Annotated in this window: 16 protein-coding genes; 6 read left to right on the top strand and 10 right to left on the bottom strand. The window is 69.8% G+C overall.

All coding sequences use genetic code 11. The features are described 5' to 3' along the window. Positions 1–33 precede the first annotated feature (33 nt). Complete coding sequence (locus ABN611_RS21425) at positions 34–2,286, top strand: FdhF/YdeP family oxidoreductase (protein ID WP_350273981.1); 2,253 nt, start codon at positions 34–36, stop codon at positions 2,284–2,286. On the opposite strand, the gene ABN611_RS21420 is transcribed toward ABN611_RS21425, so the two are convergent. Together ABN611_RS21420 and ABN611_RS21415 are read right to left on the bottom strand one after the other, a co-directional pair. Beyond that, a complete protein-coding gene (locus ABN611_RS21420; RefSeq protein WP_350273980.1) occupies positions 2,261–2,632 on the bottom strand; it encodes an MFS transporter in 372 nt (123 codons plus the stop codon). The two genes, ABN611_RS21425 and ABN611_RS21420, sit on opposite strands and share 26 nt — an antisense overlap. Positions 2,633–2,655: 23 nt before the next feature. Further along, positions 2,656–3,438, bottom strand: coding sequence for an MFS transporter (locus ABN611_RS21415; protein ID WP_350273979.1), 783 nt, complete (start codon positions 3,436–3,438; stop codon positions 2,656–2,658). A gap of 67 nt (positions 3,439–3,505) precedes the next feature. Here ABN611_RS21415 and ABN611_RS21410 point away from each other — a divergent pair, with 67 nt between their 5' ends. Then, positions 3,506–4,090, top strand: coding sequence for a CGNR zinc finger domain-containing protein (locus tag ABN611_RS21410; RefSeq protein ID WP_350273978.1), 585 nt, complete (start codon positions 3,506–3,508; stop codon positions 4,088–4,090). Between the two features lie 14 nt (positions 4,091–4,104). Here ABN611_RS21410 and ABN611_RS21405 read toward each other — a convergent pair whose 3' ends face one another. The 3 genes from ABN611_RS21405 to ABN611_RS21395 all read right to left on the bottom strand — a co-directional run bounded on the left by ABN611_RS21405 (position 4,105) and on the right by ABN611_RS21395 (position 7,799). Further along, positions 4,105–4,773, bottom strand: a complete 669-nt coding sequence (locus tag ABN611_RS21405; RefSeq protein ID WP_350273977.1) for a uridine kinase — start codon at positions 4,771–4,773, stop codon at positions 4,105–4,107. A gap of 73 nt (positions 4,774–4,846) precedes the next feature. Further along, entirely contained in the window at positions 4,847–7,051 is a 2,205-nt protein-coding gene (locus tag ABN611_RS21400; RefSeq protein WP_350273976.1) for an MMPL family transporter, read from the bottom strand. Positions 7,052–7,262: 211 nt separating this feature from the next. Beyond that, complete coding sequence (locus ABN611_RS21395) at positions 7,263–7,799, bottom strand: YgjP-like metallopeptidase domain-containing protein (RefSeq protein ID WP_350273975.1); 537 nt, start codon at positions 7,797–7,799, stop codon at positions 7,263–7,265. A 522-nt stretch (positions 7,800–8,321) separates the two neighbouring features. On the opposite strand from ABN611_RS21395, the gene ABN611_RS21390 reads away from it, so the two are divergent. The 3 genes from ABN611_RS21390 (at position 8,322) to ABN611_RS21380 (ending at position 13,038) form a co-directional block, all read left to right on the top strand. Next, the gene (locus ABN611_RS21390) at positions 8,322–8,480 is read left to right on the top strand and encodes a DUF5679 domain-containing protein (RefSeq protein ID WP_012922897.1); all 159 of its coding nucleotides are present in this window, start codon (positions 8,322–8,324) and stop codon (positions 8,478–8,480) included. Positions 8,481–8,594: 114 nt separating this feature from the next. Further along, positions 8,595–9,908: an AarF/ABC1/UbiB kinase family protein gene (locus tag ABN611_RS21385; protein WP_350273974.1), complete on the top strand. Its 1,314-nt coding sequence runs from the start codon at positions 8,595–8,597 to the stop codon at positions 9,906–9,908. Positions 9,909–10,002: 94 nt separating this feature from the next. Continuing rightward, positions 10,003–13,038 (top strand): alpha-N-acetylglucosaminidase TIM-barrel domain-containing protein, encoded by a 3,036-nt coding sequence (locus ABN611_RS21380; protein ID WP_350273973.1) that lies wholly within the window; start codon positions 10,003–10,005, stop codon positions 13,036–13,038. Here ABN611_RS21380 and ABN611_RS21375 read toward each other — a convergent pair. Next, positions 12,998–14,512 carry an MFS transporter gene (locus ABN611_RS21375; RefSeq protein WP_350273972.1) on the bottom strand — a complete coding sequence of 505 codons (1,515 nt, stop codon included), beginning with the start codon at positions 14,510–14,512 and terminating at the stop codon, positions 12,998–13,000. The genes ABN611_RS21380 and ABN611_RS21375 overlap by 41 nt on opposite strands. 50 nt (positions 14,513–14,562) lie before the next feature. Beyond that, on the bottom strand, positions 14,563–14,730 hold the full coding sequence (locus ABN611_RS21370) for a hypothetical protein (protein WP_350273971.1): 168 nt from the start codon (positions 14,728–14,730) through the stop codon (positions 14,563–14,565). 183 nt (positions 14,731–14,913) lie between these two features. On the opposite strand from ABN611_RS21370, the gene ABN611_RS21365 reads away from it, so the two are divergent. Continuing rightward, a complete protein-coding gene (locus ABN611_RS21365) occupies positions 14,914–15,441 on the top strand; it encodes an NUDIX domain-containing protein (RefSeq protein WP_350273970.1) in 528 nt (175 codons plus the stop codon). A 334-nt stretch (positions 15,442–15,775) separates the two neighbouring features. Here the strand turns inward: ABN611_RS21365 and ABN611_RS21360 are convergent, their stop codons facing one another. The 3 genes from ABN611_RS21360 to ABN611_RS21350 all read right to left on the bottom strand — a co-directional run bounded on the left by ABN611_RS21360 (position 15,776) and on the right by ABN611_RS21350 (position 16,659). After that, on the bottom strand, positions 15,776–15,994 hold the full coding sequence (locus ABN611_RS21360; protein WP_350273969.1) for a hypothetical protein: 219 nt from the start codon (positions 15,992–15,994) through the stop codon (positions 15,776–15,778). Between the two features lie 31 nt (positions 15,995–16,025). Beyond that, on the bottom strand, positions 16,026–16,313 hold the full coding sequence (locus ABN611_RS21355; RefSeq protein WP_131285495.1) for a WhiB family transcriptional regulator: 288 nt from the start codon (positions 16,311–16,313) through the stop codon (positions 16,026–16,028). Between the two features lie 148 nt (positions 16,314–16,461). Beyond that, on the bottom strand, positions 16,462–16,659 hold the full coding sequence (locus ABN611_RS21350; protein WP_350273968.1) for a hypothetical protein: 198 nt from the start codon (positions 16,657–16,659) through the stop codon (positions 16,462–16,464). Positions 16,660–16,982 lie beyond the last annotated feature (323 nt).

Here is a 16,982-nt window from a genome sequence, read left to right as displayed (position 1 = left end):
GCGCGTGACGATAGCTGGACCTATTGTTGAAACATGGACATCGAACACCCGAAGCAGAAGGCCGCCGGCCTGCCCGCCGTGCTGTCGTCGTTCAAGTTCGGGCTCCGCGACATGGGCCCGGTCCGGACCGGGCGCGTCTTCCTGAAGATGAACCAGGACCGCGGGTTCGACTGTCCGTCCTGTGCCTGGCCCGATCCGGAGCACAAACACACCGCGGAGTTCTGTGAGAACGGCGCGAAGGCGGTGGCCTGGGAGGCGACGCGGAAGCGGGTGCCGCGGGAGTTCTTCGCCGAGCACTCGGTCGCGGACCTGGACCGGATCCCCGAGTTCGAGCTGGGCAAGCTCGGCCGGATCACCGAGCCGATGCTGCTCCGGGCGGGCGCCACGCATTACGAGCCGGTCGGCTGGGACGAGGCGTTCCAGGTCGTCGCCCGGCATCTGAAGGCCCTCGCCGACCCGGACGACGCCGTCTTCTACACCTCCGGCCGGACCAGCAACGAGGCCGCGTTCCTCTACCAGCTGTTCGTCCGCGCCTACGGCACCAACAATCTCCCCGACTGCTCGAACATGTGCCACGAGTCGTCCGGTACGGCGCTCTCCCGGGTGATCGGCAGCGGCAAGGGCGCGGTCACGCTGAAGATGCTCGAGGAGTCCGAGCTGATCGTGATCGTCGGGCAGAACCCGGGCACCAACGCGCCGCGGATGCTCACGCACCTCGAGGTCGCCAAGCGCAACGGCGCCTCGATCGTCGCGGTCAACCCGCTGCCCGAGCCCGGCCTGATGACGTTCATGAACCCGCAGAAGCCCCGCGGCCTGGTCGGCAAGGGCACGAAGCTCGCGGACCAGCACCTGCGGATCCGGATCGGCGGCGACCAGGCGCTGTTCCTTGCCCTCGGCCACCTTCTGCTCGAGGCCGAGGCGGCGGCTCCGGGCACCGTCCTGGACAAGTCGTTCATCGAGTCGCACACCAGCGGTTTCGAGCTGTACGCCAAGCACAACGCCGAGCTGGACTGGCCCGCGGTCGAGCAGGCCACCGGGCTGCGGCGCGCCGAGATCGAGGAGCTGGCGCAGCGCTTCATCGCGTCGAAGGCGACCGTGATCTGCTGGGCGATGGGGCTGACGCAGCACCGCGAGGCGGTCGCGACGATCAGCGAGATCGTCAACGTGCTGCTCCTGCAGGGCAACATCGGCAAGCCCGGCGCCGGCCCGTGCCCGGTGCGCGGCCACTCGAACGTGCAGGGCGACCGCAGCATGGGGATCTGGGAGAAGATGCCCGACGCGTTCCTGGACCGGCTCGACCGCGAGTTCGCGTTCACGGCACCGCGCGAGCACGGCGTCGACGCGGCCGCGACGGTGCGCCGGCTGCGGGACGGCGACGTCCGGGTCTTCTTCGCGATGGGCGGGAACTTCGCGTCCGCGACGCCGGACACCGAGGTCGTGCATCGCGGACTCCGGCAGTGCGACCTGACCGTGCACGTGTCGACCAAGCTCAACCGCTCGCACACCGTCACGGGGCGGGAGGCGCTGATCCTGCCGACGCTCGGGCGGACCGACCACGACCACACCGCGGCGGGCCCGCAGTCGGTGTCGGTGGAGGACTCGCAGGGCGCCGTACACCTGTCGAAGGGCAATCTCATCCCGCCGGCGCCGGAGATGAAGTCCGAGATCGGGATCGTGTGCGGGTTGGCGCAGGCCGTCGTACCGGACGTCGGGCAGATCCCGTGGGCGGACTTCGCGGACGACTACAGCCTGATCCGGCAGCGGATCGGGCGCGTCGCGGAAGGGTATGAGAACTACGAGGAGCGGTTGCGGGCCGGCGACGGCGGGTTCCTGCTGGCGCACGCCGCGCGGGACAAGCGGGAGTTCCGGACGTCGGACGCGCGGGCGCAGTTCACCGCGAACGATCTCACCTGGCTGCCGACGGAGCAGGGACGATTGCTGTTGCAGACGTTGCGCAGCCACGACCAGTTCAACACCACGATCTACGGGCTCGAGGACCGGTACCGCGGTGTCCACGGGACGCGCGAGGTCGTCTTCGTGCATCCGGACGACCTGGCGGAGCTCGGGCTGCGCGACGGCGGGTACGTCGACATCGTCAGCGAGTTCCAGGGCGTCGAACGGCGGGCCTCGCACTTCCGGCTCGTGTCCTATCCGACGGCCCGCGGCTGTGTGGCGGCGTACTACCCCGAGACGAACGTGCTGATGTCGGCCGACGACCTCGCGAAGGGCAGCAACACCCCGGTCGCGAAGGGCCTGACGGTCAGGCTGGAGCCAGTCGCTTCCTGAACCACGGCTGCAGTACGGCGAGCAGCGCGGCGACGGCAGCTGTGGTCAGCCAGAGGCCTGCGGGGCCTGTGGTCTCGAGGAGCTGGGTGACGGTGAGCGGGGCGATCGTGGTGGCGATGCCCCAGCTCAGGCCGAACACCGCTAGGTAGCGGCCGCGTGCCTGCTCCGGGGCGAGACCCGAGGCCTGCGTGAGGTAACGCGTCAGCAGGAACAGCTCACCGAGGCTCCAGAGGACCGCGGCGAGCAGGAAGACCGCGAGGCTGTGGGCAGCCGCGGTCACCACGAGACCGACGCCGACCAGCAGGTAGCCGATCGCAATCGCGCGGAAGTCGTCGAGGTGCTGCACGCGCAGCAGGCGTTGCGCGGCGATCAGGTGACGGCGGAGACCGCGAGGATGATCCCGGTGCCCGACTCCGGCAGGCCTTGCTCGATCAGCGTGAGCGGTACGCCGATGACGAGCTGCATGTAGATGGTCGCGAAGATCGTGCCGCCCGCGAGCAACAGCAAGAGGCGGCCGTCCCGCCAGACCGCTACCGACCCCGGTGCCCGGCCGGTCGACTGTGGTCGCCGTACGTCGGTCGGTAGCGCGAGGGCGACCAGCACAGCGCAGGACAGGCAGGTGATCGCGTCCGCGACGAACAGCCAGCGGAGATCCCAGTGGCTGATCGCGGCGGCGAGCAGGCCGGCGAGAACTCCCGCGGCCGCTAGCGCCGCGCTGTACAAGCCGTAGGCGGCGGGCCGGTTCGCGGGCTCGGTGACGTCGGCGATCATCGCCTGGCTGGGCGGCTCGTAGATCTCGAACGCGAGGCCGAGCAGGACCGTCGCGACGACGGCCGACCACAGCGAATGGCTGGCCGCGATCCACAGTTGGGCGATCGCACAGCCGGTCAGGCCGAGGACGATCGTGCGGCGGCGGCCGAGACGGTCGGCGAGCTGGCCGCCGAGCAGCCGGGACGGGATCGTCGCCGCCCCGAAGACCGCGAGGATCAGGCCGGTCTGGCTGAGCGAGGCCTCGAACTCGACGGTCAGCACCACCCCGAGGAACGGGAGGGTGAACGCGCCGATCCGGTTCACGGCCCGGGCGACCACCAGGATCCAGACGGTCCGTGAGACTCCGCGCCACGGCGCGGCGACGGCGGCAACGGCACCCATAGCAACCCCCCATGACTGTCTAAATGGCTATGATCGGTCACGCAAGCTCGAGCCTAGGGAGGTCCACATGACTGGTCAAGTGTCTTTTGATAGTCATGCCCGCAGTGTGCTGGCCGCGTCGGTCGAGTACGTGAACCGGTTGACGCCCGGGTACTCCGGCGGCGCGGAGTACACCGCGCCTACCGACGAACAGCAGGCTGTGGCGGACGCGCTGACCGCCGTCGGCTATCCCCCGGCGGCGCTGCCGCCGGCTGAGGACTCGCACCGGCTGGTCCAGCTCGCGGCCCGGATGCGGATCGTCTTCGAGGCCGCGAGCGCCGGCGACCTGGACACCGCCGCGACCGAGATCAACGCGCTGCTGCTGGACACGAACGCGCGCCCGCAACTGGACCGCGGCAAGGACCGCCCGTGGAGCCTGCACTTCCACGGCCCCGACGAACAGCTGGCGAACGGCTGGGCCGCAGGCTGCGCGGCAGGCCTCGCACTAGCCGTCGGCAGCGACCTGGCCGGCCGCCTGGGCGTCTGCGCCGCCCCGAACTGCGACCGCGTCTTCGTAGACGTCTCCAAGAACGGCCAACGCCGCTTCTGCTCCCCGCAATGCCAGAGCCGAGTCAAAGCCGCCGCCCACCGAGCCCGCCAATCCGCGACCTGACCCCACCGCACGCGTCAACGGCGGGTCAGGGTTGGCGCGGCCGGGTTCTCGTTGTTGACGAGGAGCTGTGCGCGGTCGGCCGGGTGGACTTGGTCGACGTACATCTGCTCGCCGGGGATGTACCTGGTCCGGTAACGGTGTTCGGCCGCCTCCGGTGAGACCATCCAGGCCTGGTCGCGTTCGATGCCGCGGCGGAGCACGGTCTCGAAGCTGACGTGCACGTAGATGCACAGGTCCCAGCAGTCGAGGAGCTCCGGCCGCTGCAGGAACGCACCGTCGGCGATCAGGATCGCGTCCGGCGCGGCAACGCACACAGGTAGCTCGAGCGCTGTCGCAGCCGAGCTGTCCCGAAGACCAGTCGTGTACCGCCGATCACCACCCGGCCCCAGCGGCCCCAACAGCCGCTCGCGAATCGCCTCGTAGTCGTACACCTCGAAGTAGTAGCTCTCCGCCGAGTCGATCGGGTACTTCGTCCGCAACTCAGGCGCCCGCTTGAAGTAGTCGAGCCCGGCCCGCACCACCTCGCGCCCACAACGCTCCCGCACCACCTGCGCCAGTTCATCAGCCAGTGTCGTCTTCCCCGCCGCCGAACACCCATCAACCCCAATCCGCACCGGATGCGCCCGTGCGACCCGCAGTACCTCGTCGGCCAACTCCCCCAGCACCTCAGCCCGGTCACCCATGAGCCACATCCTGCAGTACGAAAGCTGCCCCACCCGAGTGGTTTTCGGGTGGGGCAGCGGGGTCGTCAGAGTGTCAGCCGACGGGGGTGAGTTCGCGCTCCTCCTCCGCGGCGGGTGGGGTTTGGGTTGCGTGCTTGGCGGGCTTGGGGCGGAGCCACTTGGGGGCCCACCAGTTGGCGTCGCCGAGGAGGGTCATGATGCTGGGGAGGACGACCGCGCGGATGATCGTGGCGTCGATCAGGATCGCGACCGCGAGGCCCACGCCCAGTTGCTTCATGTCCAGGGTGCTCAGGGTCGCGAAGACCGCGAACACCCCGATCATCACGGCGGCGGCGCTGGTCACGACGCCGGCGGAGCCGGTGATCCCCTCGGCCACGGCCTGCTTCGTCGGTACGCCGCGCAGTACGGCCTCACGGATCCGACTGACGACGAACACGTGGTAGTCCATCGACAATCCGAACAGCACCACGAAGAGGAACAGTGGCAGCCAGCTGACCACGGCTCCGTTCGAGCGGAAGTCCAGCAGGCCTTCGGCCCAGGTGTTCTGGAAGACCGCGGTGACGACGCCGTACGCCGCTCCGGCGCTCAGCAGGTTCAGCCCGATGGCCGTGATCGCGACCACCACCGACCGGAACGTCACCATCATCACGATCATCGTCAGCAGCAGCACGAACCCGATCACCAGCGGCAGCTTGTCCCGCGTGTGGGCCGCGTAGTCGACGTCCGCGGCCACGAACCCGCCGACCGCGTACTCGACCCCCGGCACCTTGCCGACCGTCTGCGGCATCAGCTCCGTGCGCAGCTTGGCCAGCGAGTCCCGCGCCTGGTCGCTGCCGCCCTCGTACGGCGTGGCGACCTCGAGCGTCGCGACCGTACCGTCCTTGGAGAACCGCGGCTCCTCGAGACCGTCGGCGGCGAAGAGCTGGTCACCCTTGGTGCGCTGCATCAGCTCGGCCAGCGCTGCCTTGACCGCGGGCTGCTGGTTCGCCGGGGCCCGTACGGCGACCTCGTGGCTGGTGCCGGTGCTCGGGAAGGCGGCGGTCAGCCGGTCGTACGCCTGCATCACCGACGTGCTGCGCGGCAGGTCCTCGGTCCCCGGGAACTTCAGCGTCATCCCGAGCGCCGGCGACGCGACCGCGAGCAGTGCGACGACGGAGACGAGCAGCGTGGCGATCGGGTGCTTCAGGGCCGGCTTCAGCACGGTCGGCCAGAAGCGCGGCTGCGACTTGCTCGCCGTGAGGCGCCACAGCAGCGGGATCCGCGGGCGGTCCACCCAACGGCCGAGCTTGGCCAGGACGGCGGGCAGCACGGTCAGCGATCCGACGACCGCCACCGCGACGACCAGGATCGAGCCGACCGCGAACGACGAGAACACCGCGTCCCGGGCGAGGAACAGCCCGGCCATCGAGATGATCACCGCGGTACCGGACACGACGACCGCGTGGCCCGAGGTCGCCGCGGCGATCTCGACGGCGTCCACATGACCGCGGCCCTTGGCGCGTTCCTCACGCTCGCGGCGGAGGTAGAAGAGCGAATAGTCGACGCCGACCGCCATACCGATCAGCAGGATCACGCTGTTCACCGCGTCGACCGCCGGCACCAGTTGCGAGGCCGCGGCCGAGAGACCGATGGCGGCGGCGACCGCGGACAGCGCCAGCAGTACCGGAACCGAAGCGGCGATCAGGGCACCGAAGGCGACCAGCAGGATCGCCAGCGTCACCGGCAGACTGAACATCTCGGCCCGCTTGAAGTCCTTGCCCAGCGTCTCGTTGAGCGCCTTGCCGATCGAGAGCCCGCCGACCTCCTCGATGCGGAGATCCGGGTACTGCTGCTGGACCTTGGCGGTCGTGTCGAGCAGCGGCTGCACCCGGGCGTCGTCGTCCGCGTCCTCCGGCGCGTCCTTGAGCGTCACCTGGACGATCAGCGCGTCCTTGTTCGGCGACGGCATCGGCTGAGCAACCTCCGCGACCCCACCGAGGGCGCGCATCTGCTGGGTCACCGTCGCCGCGGCCTTGGCGGCCGCCGCCTGGTCGAGCTGTCCGGACGGCGCGGTGATCAGCACCGACTCCACGTCCGGGTCGTCGAAGTTGCCGGACTTGACGATGTTGTCCGCCCGGGTCACCTCGCCGATGTCGCCCTCGTTCGTCGACTCCTTGGTCCCGGTCACGGAGCCGAGCGCGAAACAGGCGACCACGACGACAACCCACATCGCGATCGCCCGCCACGGATGGGTCGCGCTCCAGCGCGCCGCCCGCACCGTGATCTGTCCCCTGGCCATACCTTCCCTGCCCCTCTGCGCCCCCTCAGGCGCCCCACCCGGCACCCCCTGGCGCGGCACCGGCTACGGGAAGAAGCCTCGCTGTCCGGGACCGGCCGCCACCATGCAGGAAGCCCCCCAGTCACCCCTGGGGAAAACCCCACCCCACCCTTTTCCGTACGCCGTACGCACCCGGTGATCGGATGTCCGCGGGGACGCGGCGCCGACGGGATCAGAAGTCGTCGAGGTCGAGCGAGGAGGCGGCCGAGACGCCCTCGAGGTAGCCCTCGGCGCGCTCCGCCTTGGGGTAGCGGCGGACCAGGGTCCAGAAGTTCGCGTTGTGGGTCGGCTCGATCAGGTGGGCCAGTTCGTGCACCAGGACGTAGTCCACGACCCACCCCGGCATCGACTGCAGCCGGGTCGACAACCGGATCGACCGGTCCGCCGGAGTGCACGAGCCCCACCGTCTGTTTTGGTTCGAAACCCACCTCACCGACGCAGGTTCGGGCACTTCGGGGAGGTGACGACACGCGAGTTCGTGTGCTCTGGCCAACAATTTTTCGTCCGACACGCGCGACCGGCTGCGCTGCTTCTCGAGCCGCGCCAGCATGGTCTCGACCCAGCGCGCCTCCTCGGCGGCCGACAGCCGGTCGGGCATCAGCACGACCACCCGCTCGCCGTCGCGGTACGCGCTGACCGTGCGCTTGCGGCGCTTGCTGCGACGGATGTCCACGTACGGCGGGATCGGGCGCGGTGGAGAGTCGGCCATGGCTCAGAAATGTACCCCCCGAATCCGGCAACTTTCTTCGGTGCACACCCTGTGGACCGACGTTTCCGCAGGTCAGGCGCCTGATCTTGATCCCGCCGTCCCCCGTTGTTCACACCCTGTTCCCCCGCCGGTCCACAGCGCCCGGCGGCGCGTCCCACAGGTTGCGCACAGAGTTATCCACAGGGGTGGACAGCGTGGGCTTGCCGGTTCGGCCGGCGCCTCCTAGCGTCGTCGGTAGCAGGCTCCCGGACCGCTTCCGGGGCCGCTCGGAGGGGAAGCCGGGCGGTTCCGGAGGCGGACCACCGGGAGCCTGTTCCGTGTCGCCGAAAGTTTCGGTAAGGGCTTTCCTCGCCGGATTCACGCGGCGCGCGGACCCCCGGGTGCGCTTGAGCCTGCGCCAGGAGGCCGTAGGGTGAATCCCGACTGGGCCGAACGGCCTACGGCAGGACGGTCTGCCGTCAGCATCCAACGACTGCCCGGGCGAGACCCCGGGCTGGAATTCAGAGCAAGGAGAGGGCCCTCATGGCAGAGACCTGGAGCGGCGAGTTCTACTGCGTCAAGTGCAAGGCCAAGCGCACCGCCGACGGCGAGGTCAAGGTCAACGACAAGGGCACGCGCATGGCCAAGGCCAAGTGCCCCGAGTGCGGTACGAACCTGAACCGGATCCTCGGCAAGGCCTGACGCACCAAGTCGTAGGGGCGGTGCGGGACCCCCCCCCCCCCCCCCCCCCCCCCCCCCCCCCCCCCCCCCCCCCCCTCCGTCGTCCCGGCTTGGGCGACCGGACAGAATGGGAGGGTGTCGGACCTTCCTCGTAAGGCGCTGAGCCGGACCGCGAAACTCGCCAGCCTGCCGCTCGGTGCCGCCGGGCGGGCGACGGTCGGCCTCGGCAAGCGCATCGGCGGCGCGCCCGCGGAGGCCGTGCTCGCCGAGTTCCAGCGCCGTACGGCGGACCAGCTGTTCGCCGTCCTCGGCGAGCTCAAGGGCGGCGCGATGAAGTTCGGGCAGATGCTCAGCCTGATGGAGTCCGCGATGCCGGAGGAGCTCGCGGCGCCGTACCGGGCCACCCTGACGAAGCTGCAGGACTCGGCCCCGCCGATGCCGGCCTCGACCGTGCACACGATCCTGTCGCGCGAGCTCGGCAAGCGCTGGCGGGACCGCTTCGACGAGTTCGACGACCTGCCCGCGGCGGCCGCCTCGATCGGCCAGGTGCACCGCGGACGGCTGAAGGACGGCCGCGAGGTCGCGGTCAAGCTGCAGTACCCGGGAGCCGCCGAGGCGCTGCGCGCGGACCTGCGCCAGCTCGGCCGCTTCGGCCGCACGATCGGCACGCTGATCCCCGGCCTGGACGTGAAGCCGCTGGTCGCGGAGCTCCAGGAGCGGATCGGCGAGGAGCTCGACTACGACCGTGAGGCGCAGGCCCAGCAGCAGTACGCCGACGCGTTCAAGGACCACCCGGAGTTCGTCGTCCCGCGGGTCGTGAAGCACTCCCCGACGGTGATCGTGTCCGAGTGGATCGAGGGCCGCCCGCTGTCGTCGTACATCGCCGACGGCACCCAGGAGGAGCGGGACGCGATCGGGCTCAAGTACGTCCGGTTCATGTTCAGCGGGCCGAAGTACGCCGGGCTGCTGCACTCCGACCCGCATCCGGGGAACTTCCGGGTGCTGGCCGACGGCCGGCTCGGCGTGGTCGACTTCGGCCTCTGCGCGCGGCTCCCGGACGGGCTGCCGCCGGCGATCGGGCGGCTGCTGCGGATCTCGCTGAAGGGCGACGGGCTCGCCGTCCGGGACGGCCTCAAGGCCGAGGGTTTCATCAAGCCGCGGATGGAGATCGACCCGGACCAGCTGATGGACTACCTGGCGCCGTTCGCGGAGCCGGCCCGCGAGGAGACGTTCCAGTTCAGCCGGGCCTGGATGCGCGCCCAGGCGAACCGGACCGGCGACTTCCGGTCCCCGAACGCGTCGCTGGCGCTGCGGCTCAACCTGCCGCCGTCGTACCTGCTGATCCACCGGGTGTGGATCGGCGGCATCGCGGTGCTGTCGCAACTCGAGGCTGAGGCGCCGTTCCGCTCGGTGCTGGAGGAGCTGCTGCCCGGCTTCACGGAGGACTGACTGACTTCTTGCGCATTAGTGCGCTGAAGTATTGACGTCTGCGCAGCTACACCCTCTTAATGTAGCGACCTTTCCTTTCCCCGAAGGATCGCCCATGCGCCGACATCTGCTGGCTGTCACCCTCCCCCTCGCCCTGCTGGCGACCACCGCCTCCACCGCCCACGCAAGCCCGCCGCCCTGGGACACTTCCTCGGTCCAGGCCCTGATCCAGCGAATCGTCCCGGCCCACGCCCATCAGGTGGAGCTCCGCGCCCTCCCCTCCGACGGCGAGTACTACGACGTCGACCGGCGCGGGGACAACATCCGGATCTCCGCGACCGGCCCCAGCGCGATGCTGGCCGGCTTCAACGCCTACCTCGACCAGGTGGCCCGGGTCGACGTGTCCTGGAACGGCGACTCGCTGTCCCGGCTTCCCCGCACGCTGCCCACGCCGCAGGAGCCCCTGCACCAGGCGGCGACCGTGGCCAACCGCTTCGCACTCAACGACACCGACGACGGCTACACCGGCGCGTACCGCACCTGGGCCGACTGGCAGCGCGAGATCGACGTACTGGCGCTGCACGGCATCAACCAGGTGTTCGTCCCGGTCGGAGCCGAGGCGGTGTACCTCGACACCTTCCGCCAGTTCGGGTACTCCGAGGAAGAGTTGCTGCGCTGGATCCCGCAGCCGAGCCACCAGCCGTGGTGGCTGCTGCAGAACATGTCCGGCTTCCCCGCCGCGGTCACCGCGGACCAGGTCCGGCAGCGTGCCGACCTCGGCCGCAAGATCGTCAGCCGGCTGCGCGAACTGGGGATCACGCCGGTGCTTCCGGGGTACTTCGGCACGGTCCCGCCCGGCTTCGCGGCCAAGGTCGCGGGCGCGCGCACCGTCCCGCAGGGCAACTGGGTCGGCTTCCAGCGCCCCGACTGGCTCGACCCGACGAGTACGCCGTTCGCCGACGTCGCTAAGGCGTTCTACGCGAGCTCCGAGCGGCTGTTCGGGCGCAGTACGCACTACAAGATGGACCTGCTGCACGAGGGCGGTCAGCCCGGTCCGGTGCCGGTCGGCCCGGCCAGCAAGGCGGTCCAGGACTCGCTCGAGGCGGCCCGTCCTGGCAGCACCTGGGTGTTCCTCGGCTGGCAGAACAACCCGCGGCCGGACACGCTGGCGGCCATCGACCGCTCGCGGATCCTGATCGTCGACGGCCTGTCCGACCGGACCGACCAGAACCGCAACAGGACCTGGCCGGACTCGCCGTACGCGTTCGGCTCGATCTGGAACTTCGGCGGCCACACGACGATCGGTGCGGCCACCACGAAGTGGGAGGACCGCTTCTGGCGCTGGCGGTCCGAGGCCGGGAGCACGCTCGACGGCATCGCGGTGATGCCGGAGGCCAGCGACAACAACCCCGCCGCCTTCGACTACCTGACAGGCCTCGCCTGGCGCAACGGCCCGGTCGACCGCGACACCTGGTTCCGTGACTGGTCCCAGCGCCGGTACGGCGGGTCCGACGCCGCGGCCGCGACCGGGTGGGCCGCGATCGGCCGCACGGCGTACTCGCTCGCCGGGAACAGCGAAGCGCAGGACGGTCTCTATGCGGCCCGCCCCTCGCTGACGGCGCGCACCGCCGCGACCTGGTCACCAGGGTCGATGCAGTACGACGCCACCGAGTTCGCGGCGGCCCTGCCCGCACTGCTGTCGGTAGAACCAGCACTGCGCGGCAGTTCGGCGTACCGCTATGACCTGATGGACGTGACCCGGCAGGTGCTGTCCAACCGCAGCAGGACGTTGCTGCCGCGGCTGAAGGTGGCGTACGACGCCAAGGACCTGGCCACGTTCGACAAGCTGAAGGCGCAGTGGCTGGAGCAGATGGCGCTGCTGGAACAGGTGGCGGCGACGAACCCGCAGACGATGCTCGGGCCGTGGCTGGACAAGGCGGGCGACGAATCGCTCAAGCGGAGCGCCCGGACGCTTCTCACCGTCTGGGGCACCAGGGCAGGGTTCAACGCCGGCCTCGGCGACTACGCCAACCGCGAGTGGGCAGGTCTGATCAGCACGTACTACGCCCCGCGTTGGAAGGCCTACCTTGACGACTTGTCTGGTGCTCTGCGCGACAACCGTGCTCCGTCGACGTTCGACTGGTACCAGCGTGGAGCCGACTGGGCCGCGACCAGCACACCGCTGCCTCAGGAGCCGACCGGTGACATCCACCAGGTCGCGCAGCAGGTGCTCGGCTACCTGACCGCTCACCCCGAGCCGGTCAGCCTGACCGCTACCGCGTCGCCGGTGAACGTACCGGACAACGCGTCCACCACCGTGACGGTCAACCTGCGCAACGCCGACCCGTTCCGGACCGCGTCCGGTGTCGAGGTGACCCTGACAGCTCCCGCAGACAGCGGGCTGACCGTCCAGCCGCAGTCAGTCGTCGTGCCAGAGCTGGCGCCCGGCGCGCGTACTTCGGTGTCCTTCAACGTCACAGCGACAGGTCCCGCAGCACGGCTGACTGCTGTTCTGACAGCGCGGACGGCCGAGGTGGTGACCACGGTCCGCGTCATCCGCGCCGGAGCGGTCCAGGCGCCGAACCGGACGATCACGACCAACAACGCCGTCTTCGCCCAGTCCGGCGACGCCTACCTGATCGAGGGTGCCGGCAACGACATGTGGGGTACGACGAAGCAGTTCGGCGCCATCTACCAGCCGAACGCGCTCCCGCCGGGCGGGTCGCTCGTGACGCGTGTGGTGGCACAGGACCGCACAGGGCCCTGGGCGCGCGCCGGACTGGTCGTCAGCCCCGACCTGACCAGGACCGGCAGCGCAGGTATCGCCAACATCGCGATCACGCCGGACAACGGGTGCGTGTACTCCTGGGACTCCGACGGCAACGGCTCGCTGGACCAGTTCCGCAACGTCACCGGGCGTGCTGCGCCGCAGTGGCTGCGGCTGACCCGCGACGCGGACACGGTCAGCGCAGACTGCAGCCCGGACGGTACGACGTGGACGACGGTCGGAAGTTCCGTCGTACCGGCAGGTGCGGTCCTGGACGGCGGCCTGTTCATGTCGGCGGCGAACGGCGGCGCCGGGACCCGCGGCGCCGCCGAGTTCAGCGGTTTCAGCCTCGGCGCCCCAGCGCCGGCACCGAACGGAGGGTGACGGCCAGCAGGACCGCTACCCCTGCCAGCACCACCGCGGTGATGGCCGCGGCCAGGTGAAAGCCGGTGGTGAACGCGTGCCGGGCGGCGTCGAGTACGTCGCCCGGCACACCCTGGGCCATCGCCTCGCCCAGGGAGTTGCCGCCGCGGCCGTCCAGCTGGCCCCGGTACACCGCGGTCACCACGCTGCCCAGCACCGCGATGCCCAGCGAGTAGCCGAACTCGTTCGCGGTCTGCGTCAGCGCACCGGCGGAGCCGGCGTTCTCCGGCGGTACCGCGCCGATGACCAGGTTCGTCCCCAGGATGACCAGCGCCCCGGGCCCGAAGCACTCGAAAGCGAACGCGATCACCAGCACGGTCGTCGACGTGGTCAGGCTGACGACCACCATGCCCACCACGGTGAACGCGACGCCGGCCGGGATCAGGATGCCCGGACGGATCCGCTGCGCCAGCCGCGGCGCGAGCTGGAAGCCGATCGTCGAGGTGATCATGCCGGGCACCAGCGCGAGGCCGGCGGCCAGCGGCGTCATCCCCTTCACCAGCTGGAAGTACTGAGCGATGAAGACCATCACGCCACCGGACAGCATCGAGTACGCCGTCATACTGCCGAGGGTCACGCTGAACGTCCGGCGCGTGAACAGCCGTACGTCGACCAGCGGATCCGCCAGGCGCAGCTGCCGCCGTACGAACACCCACCCGAACACACCGCCCGCCAGCAGCGACCCGAACGCCTGCGCCCCGGCGCCGTGCGCGGCCAGGTGCTTGAGCCCGTGGATCACCGGCAGGATCGCGGCCAGCGACAGCACGACGCTCGGTACGTCGATCCGCCCGGCCCGCGCGTTGCGGTACTCCGGTAGGATGAACGGCCCGACCGCCAGCAGCACCACCATGGCCGGAACGCCGATCAGGAAGGCGGAGCCCCACCAGAAGTGGTTGAGCAGCACGCCGCCGACGACCGGCCCGACGACGGCGCCGACGGTGAAGCAGCCGCCCCAGACGCCGAGCGCGGTGGCGCGCCGGCGCTCGTCCGGGAAGATGGTCGAGATCAGCGACAGCGTGCACGGCGCGATCGCGGCCCCGGCGATCCCCAGCACCGCTCGGGCGCCGATCAGCATGCCGGGCGTCACGGAGTACGCCGCCACGATCGAGGCGACGCCGAACACGGCCGCGGCGATCAGCAGCAGCCGGCGGCGGCCGAGGCGGTCACCGAGGTTGCCCATGGTGATCATCAGGCCGGCCACCATGAACCCGTACACGTCCAGGATCCACAGTTGCTGGCTGCTGGTCGCACCGAGCGCCTCGGTCACCGCCGGTACCGCCAGCAGCATCACGAACAGGTCCAGCGACACCAGGAGCGTGGCGAGGCACAGCACGCCGAGCGCGATCCACTGCCGCTTGCCGGTGGCCACGGCGTCCGCCTCGAGGGTGGTGGTCATGATCCGGAGGTCCTTCCGCAGGAGTCTGTCTTCACTCACTGCGTCGAGCGGACCTGGCCGGGATCGACACCCCCGGGGTCAGAAAGGTTTCACCAGTAGACCGAGTCGAGCTTGCCTTCGATGTTGCGGACGTTCTCCCGGGCGCAGCGGTCGCAGTACAGCAGCTTGCGGCCGTCCTCGATCGAGGTCACCCAGGTCAGCGGCGGCTCCTCGGACTCCGCCTGCCGACCGCACAACGCACAGGTCGCACTTGCCATGGCACTAGGGTATGTCTCCCGATCCCGCGCCGTAGCGAGCAGGTGCTCGGTGCGGTAGCTCGGCGCACGGGAGCGAAGGTTTCGATGCGGATCCATCGTGGCCTTTGCTCCCGTGCGGCGAGGTGCCGTGCCGAGCGCCGCGCAGTAGGCGCGGGGTCGGGAGACATGCCCTAGTCTGCACCGGTGCGATGGGTGATTCACGGTGAGGGTGAGGTCTGGACGAACCGGTGGCTGAGCGTCCGGCGGCTGGACGTCGAGCAGCCGGATGGTGAGCGGCTCGAGTACCACGCGGTGCGGATGAAGGACATCGCCGCGGCTGTCGTCACGCGCGACGAGCAGGTGTTGTTGATGTGGCGGCACCGGTTCCTGACCGACACCTGGGCGTGGGAGATCCCGATGGGGATCATCGAGCCCGGTGAGAGCCCGGAGGCCGCGGCGGCGCGGGAGCTCGAGGAGGAGACCGGGTGGCGGGCGGACGGCCTGACCGAACTCATCCAGTCGGAGCCCGCCGCCGGCATCATGGACTCCCGGCACTTCGTGTACCGCACCACAAACGTCCGCTACGCCGGCCCGCCGACAGAACACAACGAGTCGGACCGCATCGAGTGGATCCCCCTGTCCAAGATCCCCACAATGATCACCCGCCACGAAATAGTCAGCGGCATCACCCTGATAGGCCTCCAACAACTCCTCCTGCTCGAGCGCACCTGACGGTCCGCCCGCGGATGCGGTCCGCGGCCGCGGCAGCCGGAGCGCCGCGGAGCGGCGCTGACAGGAGGTGGCTGAGACACCGCGGCCTGGGTATTGCCGGGAGATGGTTGAGGCACGGCCGGCTCCCGGCGGCCGCCGGACATGGCTGAGCCGCGGCGGCGTCAGGTGCTGCCTGGGCGTGGCTAGTGCGCGGTGGACCCCGGTCGCGTCGGGGTGTGGCTCAGGGGCGGCACCGGTGGTGCCGCCCCTCAGTGGTTCAGCTGGTCAGGCTGGGTGCCCGGGGCCGGCCCGCCCTTGTGGGGCCGGCTTCGGGCGTAGTGGTGTTCCTGGTGGATCAGACCAGGCGGGCGAGTGCGAGGCGCGCGCGTGCGCTGGCCCTCTCGGCTCGCCGGCTGGCCCGCTCGGCCTGCTTCTGCGCCTTCTCGATCTGGTGAGCGAGGCGGAAGCGCCGGTTCTGCTCTGCGTCCTTCAGCGAAGCACGACAATGAGCTCGGGCGAGATCTTCATGAAGTAAATGCATTTCGGTGCTCCTGGTGAAAGTCTGAGTGGTCACGTTCGGACTCGATTCGGATGGGTTGGGTTCGTCAGGCGGCAGTTACGGTGTCACTCTTGCGGGGACGCCCACGGGGCCGCTTGCGCGGAACCACCACTCCCTGGACGAACAGCTCGCCGCCCCACACGCCCCACGGCTCGGAACGCTCGAGCGCTCCGGCCAGGCACTCCGCCTTCAGCGGGCAGGTGGTGCACAGCGACTTGGCGTACTCGACGTCCGCCGGCGATTCGGCGAAGAAGAGTTCTGGTGCGTAGGACCGACAGGGCAGGTCCTGCGACGTTGCAACCTCGGTGAAGACATCGAGGAAGCTGACGCTCATTCCGGTCACCTCCCAGTGACTTTTGGTGCTGATCTCTTGTCGTCGGTGAGGCTTACCGGTTGGTAGACCCCAAATCTGTGGACAAACAAAAGGGCCGCGGGACCCTTTTCGGGTTCCGCGGCCTTGGAGGTGCCGGCTCTGACGCTTGTCAGACCGGTGGACTCCATGCTCGAGAACCCGAACCGCCGTACTTCACATCGCCGACAGCTCCGCCCTGGAACTGGGCAGCGCCGGAAGCCATGAGCACAACGGTCGCGACGTGCAGACGCGGCGAGGCGCCCGGAATGTGGGCGCACGGCAGCGCGGCAGCGTCGCTGAACGGCTTCTTGACCGTGTTGATGTTCATTTCCAGGGCACCTCCTCTCGTTGTGGCGAAGCGGGCGGTTAGCTCGATCGCTATGGTGGTTTGAAGTTTTCGGCCAGGCTCTGACCGCAGGAAGAACAGTACGCCGTCCGTCGCGGAGCCCGCAAACTATTTATCGCCAGTTCGCGAAGTTGGCCGGAAGTTGCCGTCGCGGCGGCCGGATCTGGCTGTTGCGACCGTGTCGCGCGGCCTGATCCGGTACTTCCGGCACGCTCCGGGACGCCGCCCGCACGCTCCGGGATCGTTGCCTGTGTCACCTAACTGCCACGTCTGCCGTCAGCAGAACGCGGCACGTCCTCCAGGAT

The sequence above is a fragment of the Kribbella sp. HUAS MG21 genome (assembly GCF_040254265.1).
In the GTDB taxonomy this organism is placed as follows: Bacteria; Actinomycetota; Actinomycetes; order Propionibacteriales; family Kribbellaceae; genus Kribbella.
This window is presented reverse-complemented; position numbering and strand designations above follow the sequence as displayed.

Coding starts and splice junctions, on each gene's coding strand:
- ABN611_RS21425 (WP_350273981.1), top strand. CDS start 34: ATGGACATCGAACACCCGAAGCAGAAGGCCGCCGGCCTGCCCGCCGTG.
- ABN611_RS21415 (WP_350273979.1), bottom strand. CDS start 3,438: ATGGGTGCCGTTGCCGCCGTCGCCGCGCCGTGGCGCGGAGTCTCACGG.
- ABN611_RS21410 (WP_350273978.1), top strand. CDS start 3,506: ATGACTGGTCAAGTGTCTTTTGATAGTCATGCCCGCAGTGTGCTGGCC.
- ABN611_RS21405 (WP_350273977.1), bottom strand. CDS start 4,773: ATGGGTGACCGGGCTGAGGTGCTGGGGGAGTTGGCCGACGAGGTACTG.
- ABN611_RS21400 (WP_350273976.1), bottom strand. CDS start 7,051: ATGGCCAGGGGACAGATCACGGTGCGGGCGGCGCGCTGGAGCGCGACC.
- ABN611_RS21395 (WP_350273975.1), bottom strand. CDS start 7,799: ATGGCCGACTCTCCACCGCGCCCGATCCCGCCGTACGTGGACATCCGT.
- ABN611_RS21390 (WP_012922897.1), top strand. CDS start 8,322: ATGGCAGAGACCTGGAGCGGCGAGTTCTACTGCGTCAAGTGCAAGGCC.
- ABN611_RS21380 (WP_350273973.1), top strand. CDS start 10,003: ATGCGCCGACATCTGCTGGCTGTCACCCTCCCCCTCGCCCTGCTGGCG.
- ABN611_RS21370 (WP_350273971.1), bottom strand. CDS start 14,730: ATGGCAAGTGCGACCTGTGCGTTGTGCGGTCGGCAGGCGGAGTCCGAG.
- ABN611_RS21355 (WP_131285495.1), bottom strand. CDS start 16,313: ATGAGCGTCAGCTTCCTCGATGTCTTCACCGAGGTTGCAACGTCGCAG.
- ABN611_RS21350 (WP_350273968.1), bottom strand. CDS start 16,659: ATGAACATCAACACGGTCAAGAAGCCGTTCAGCGACGCTGCCGCGCTG.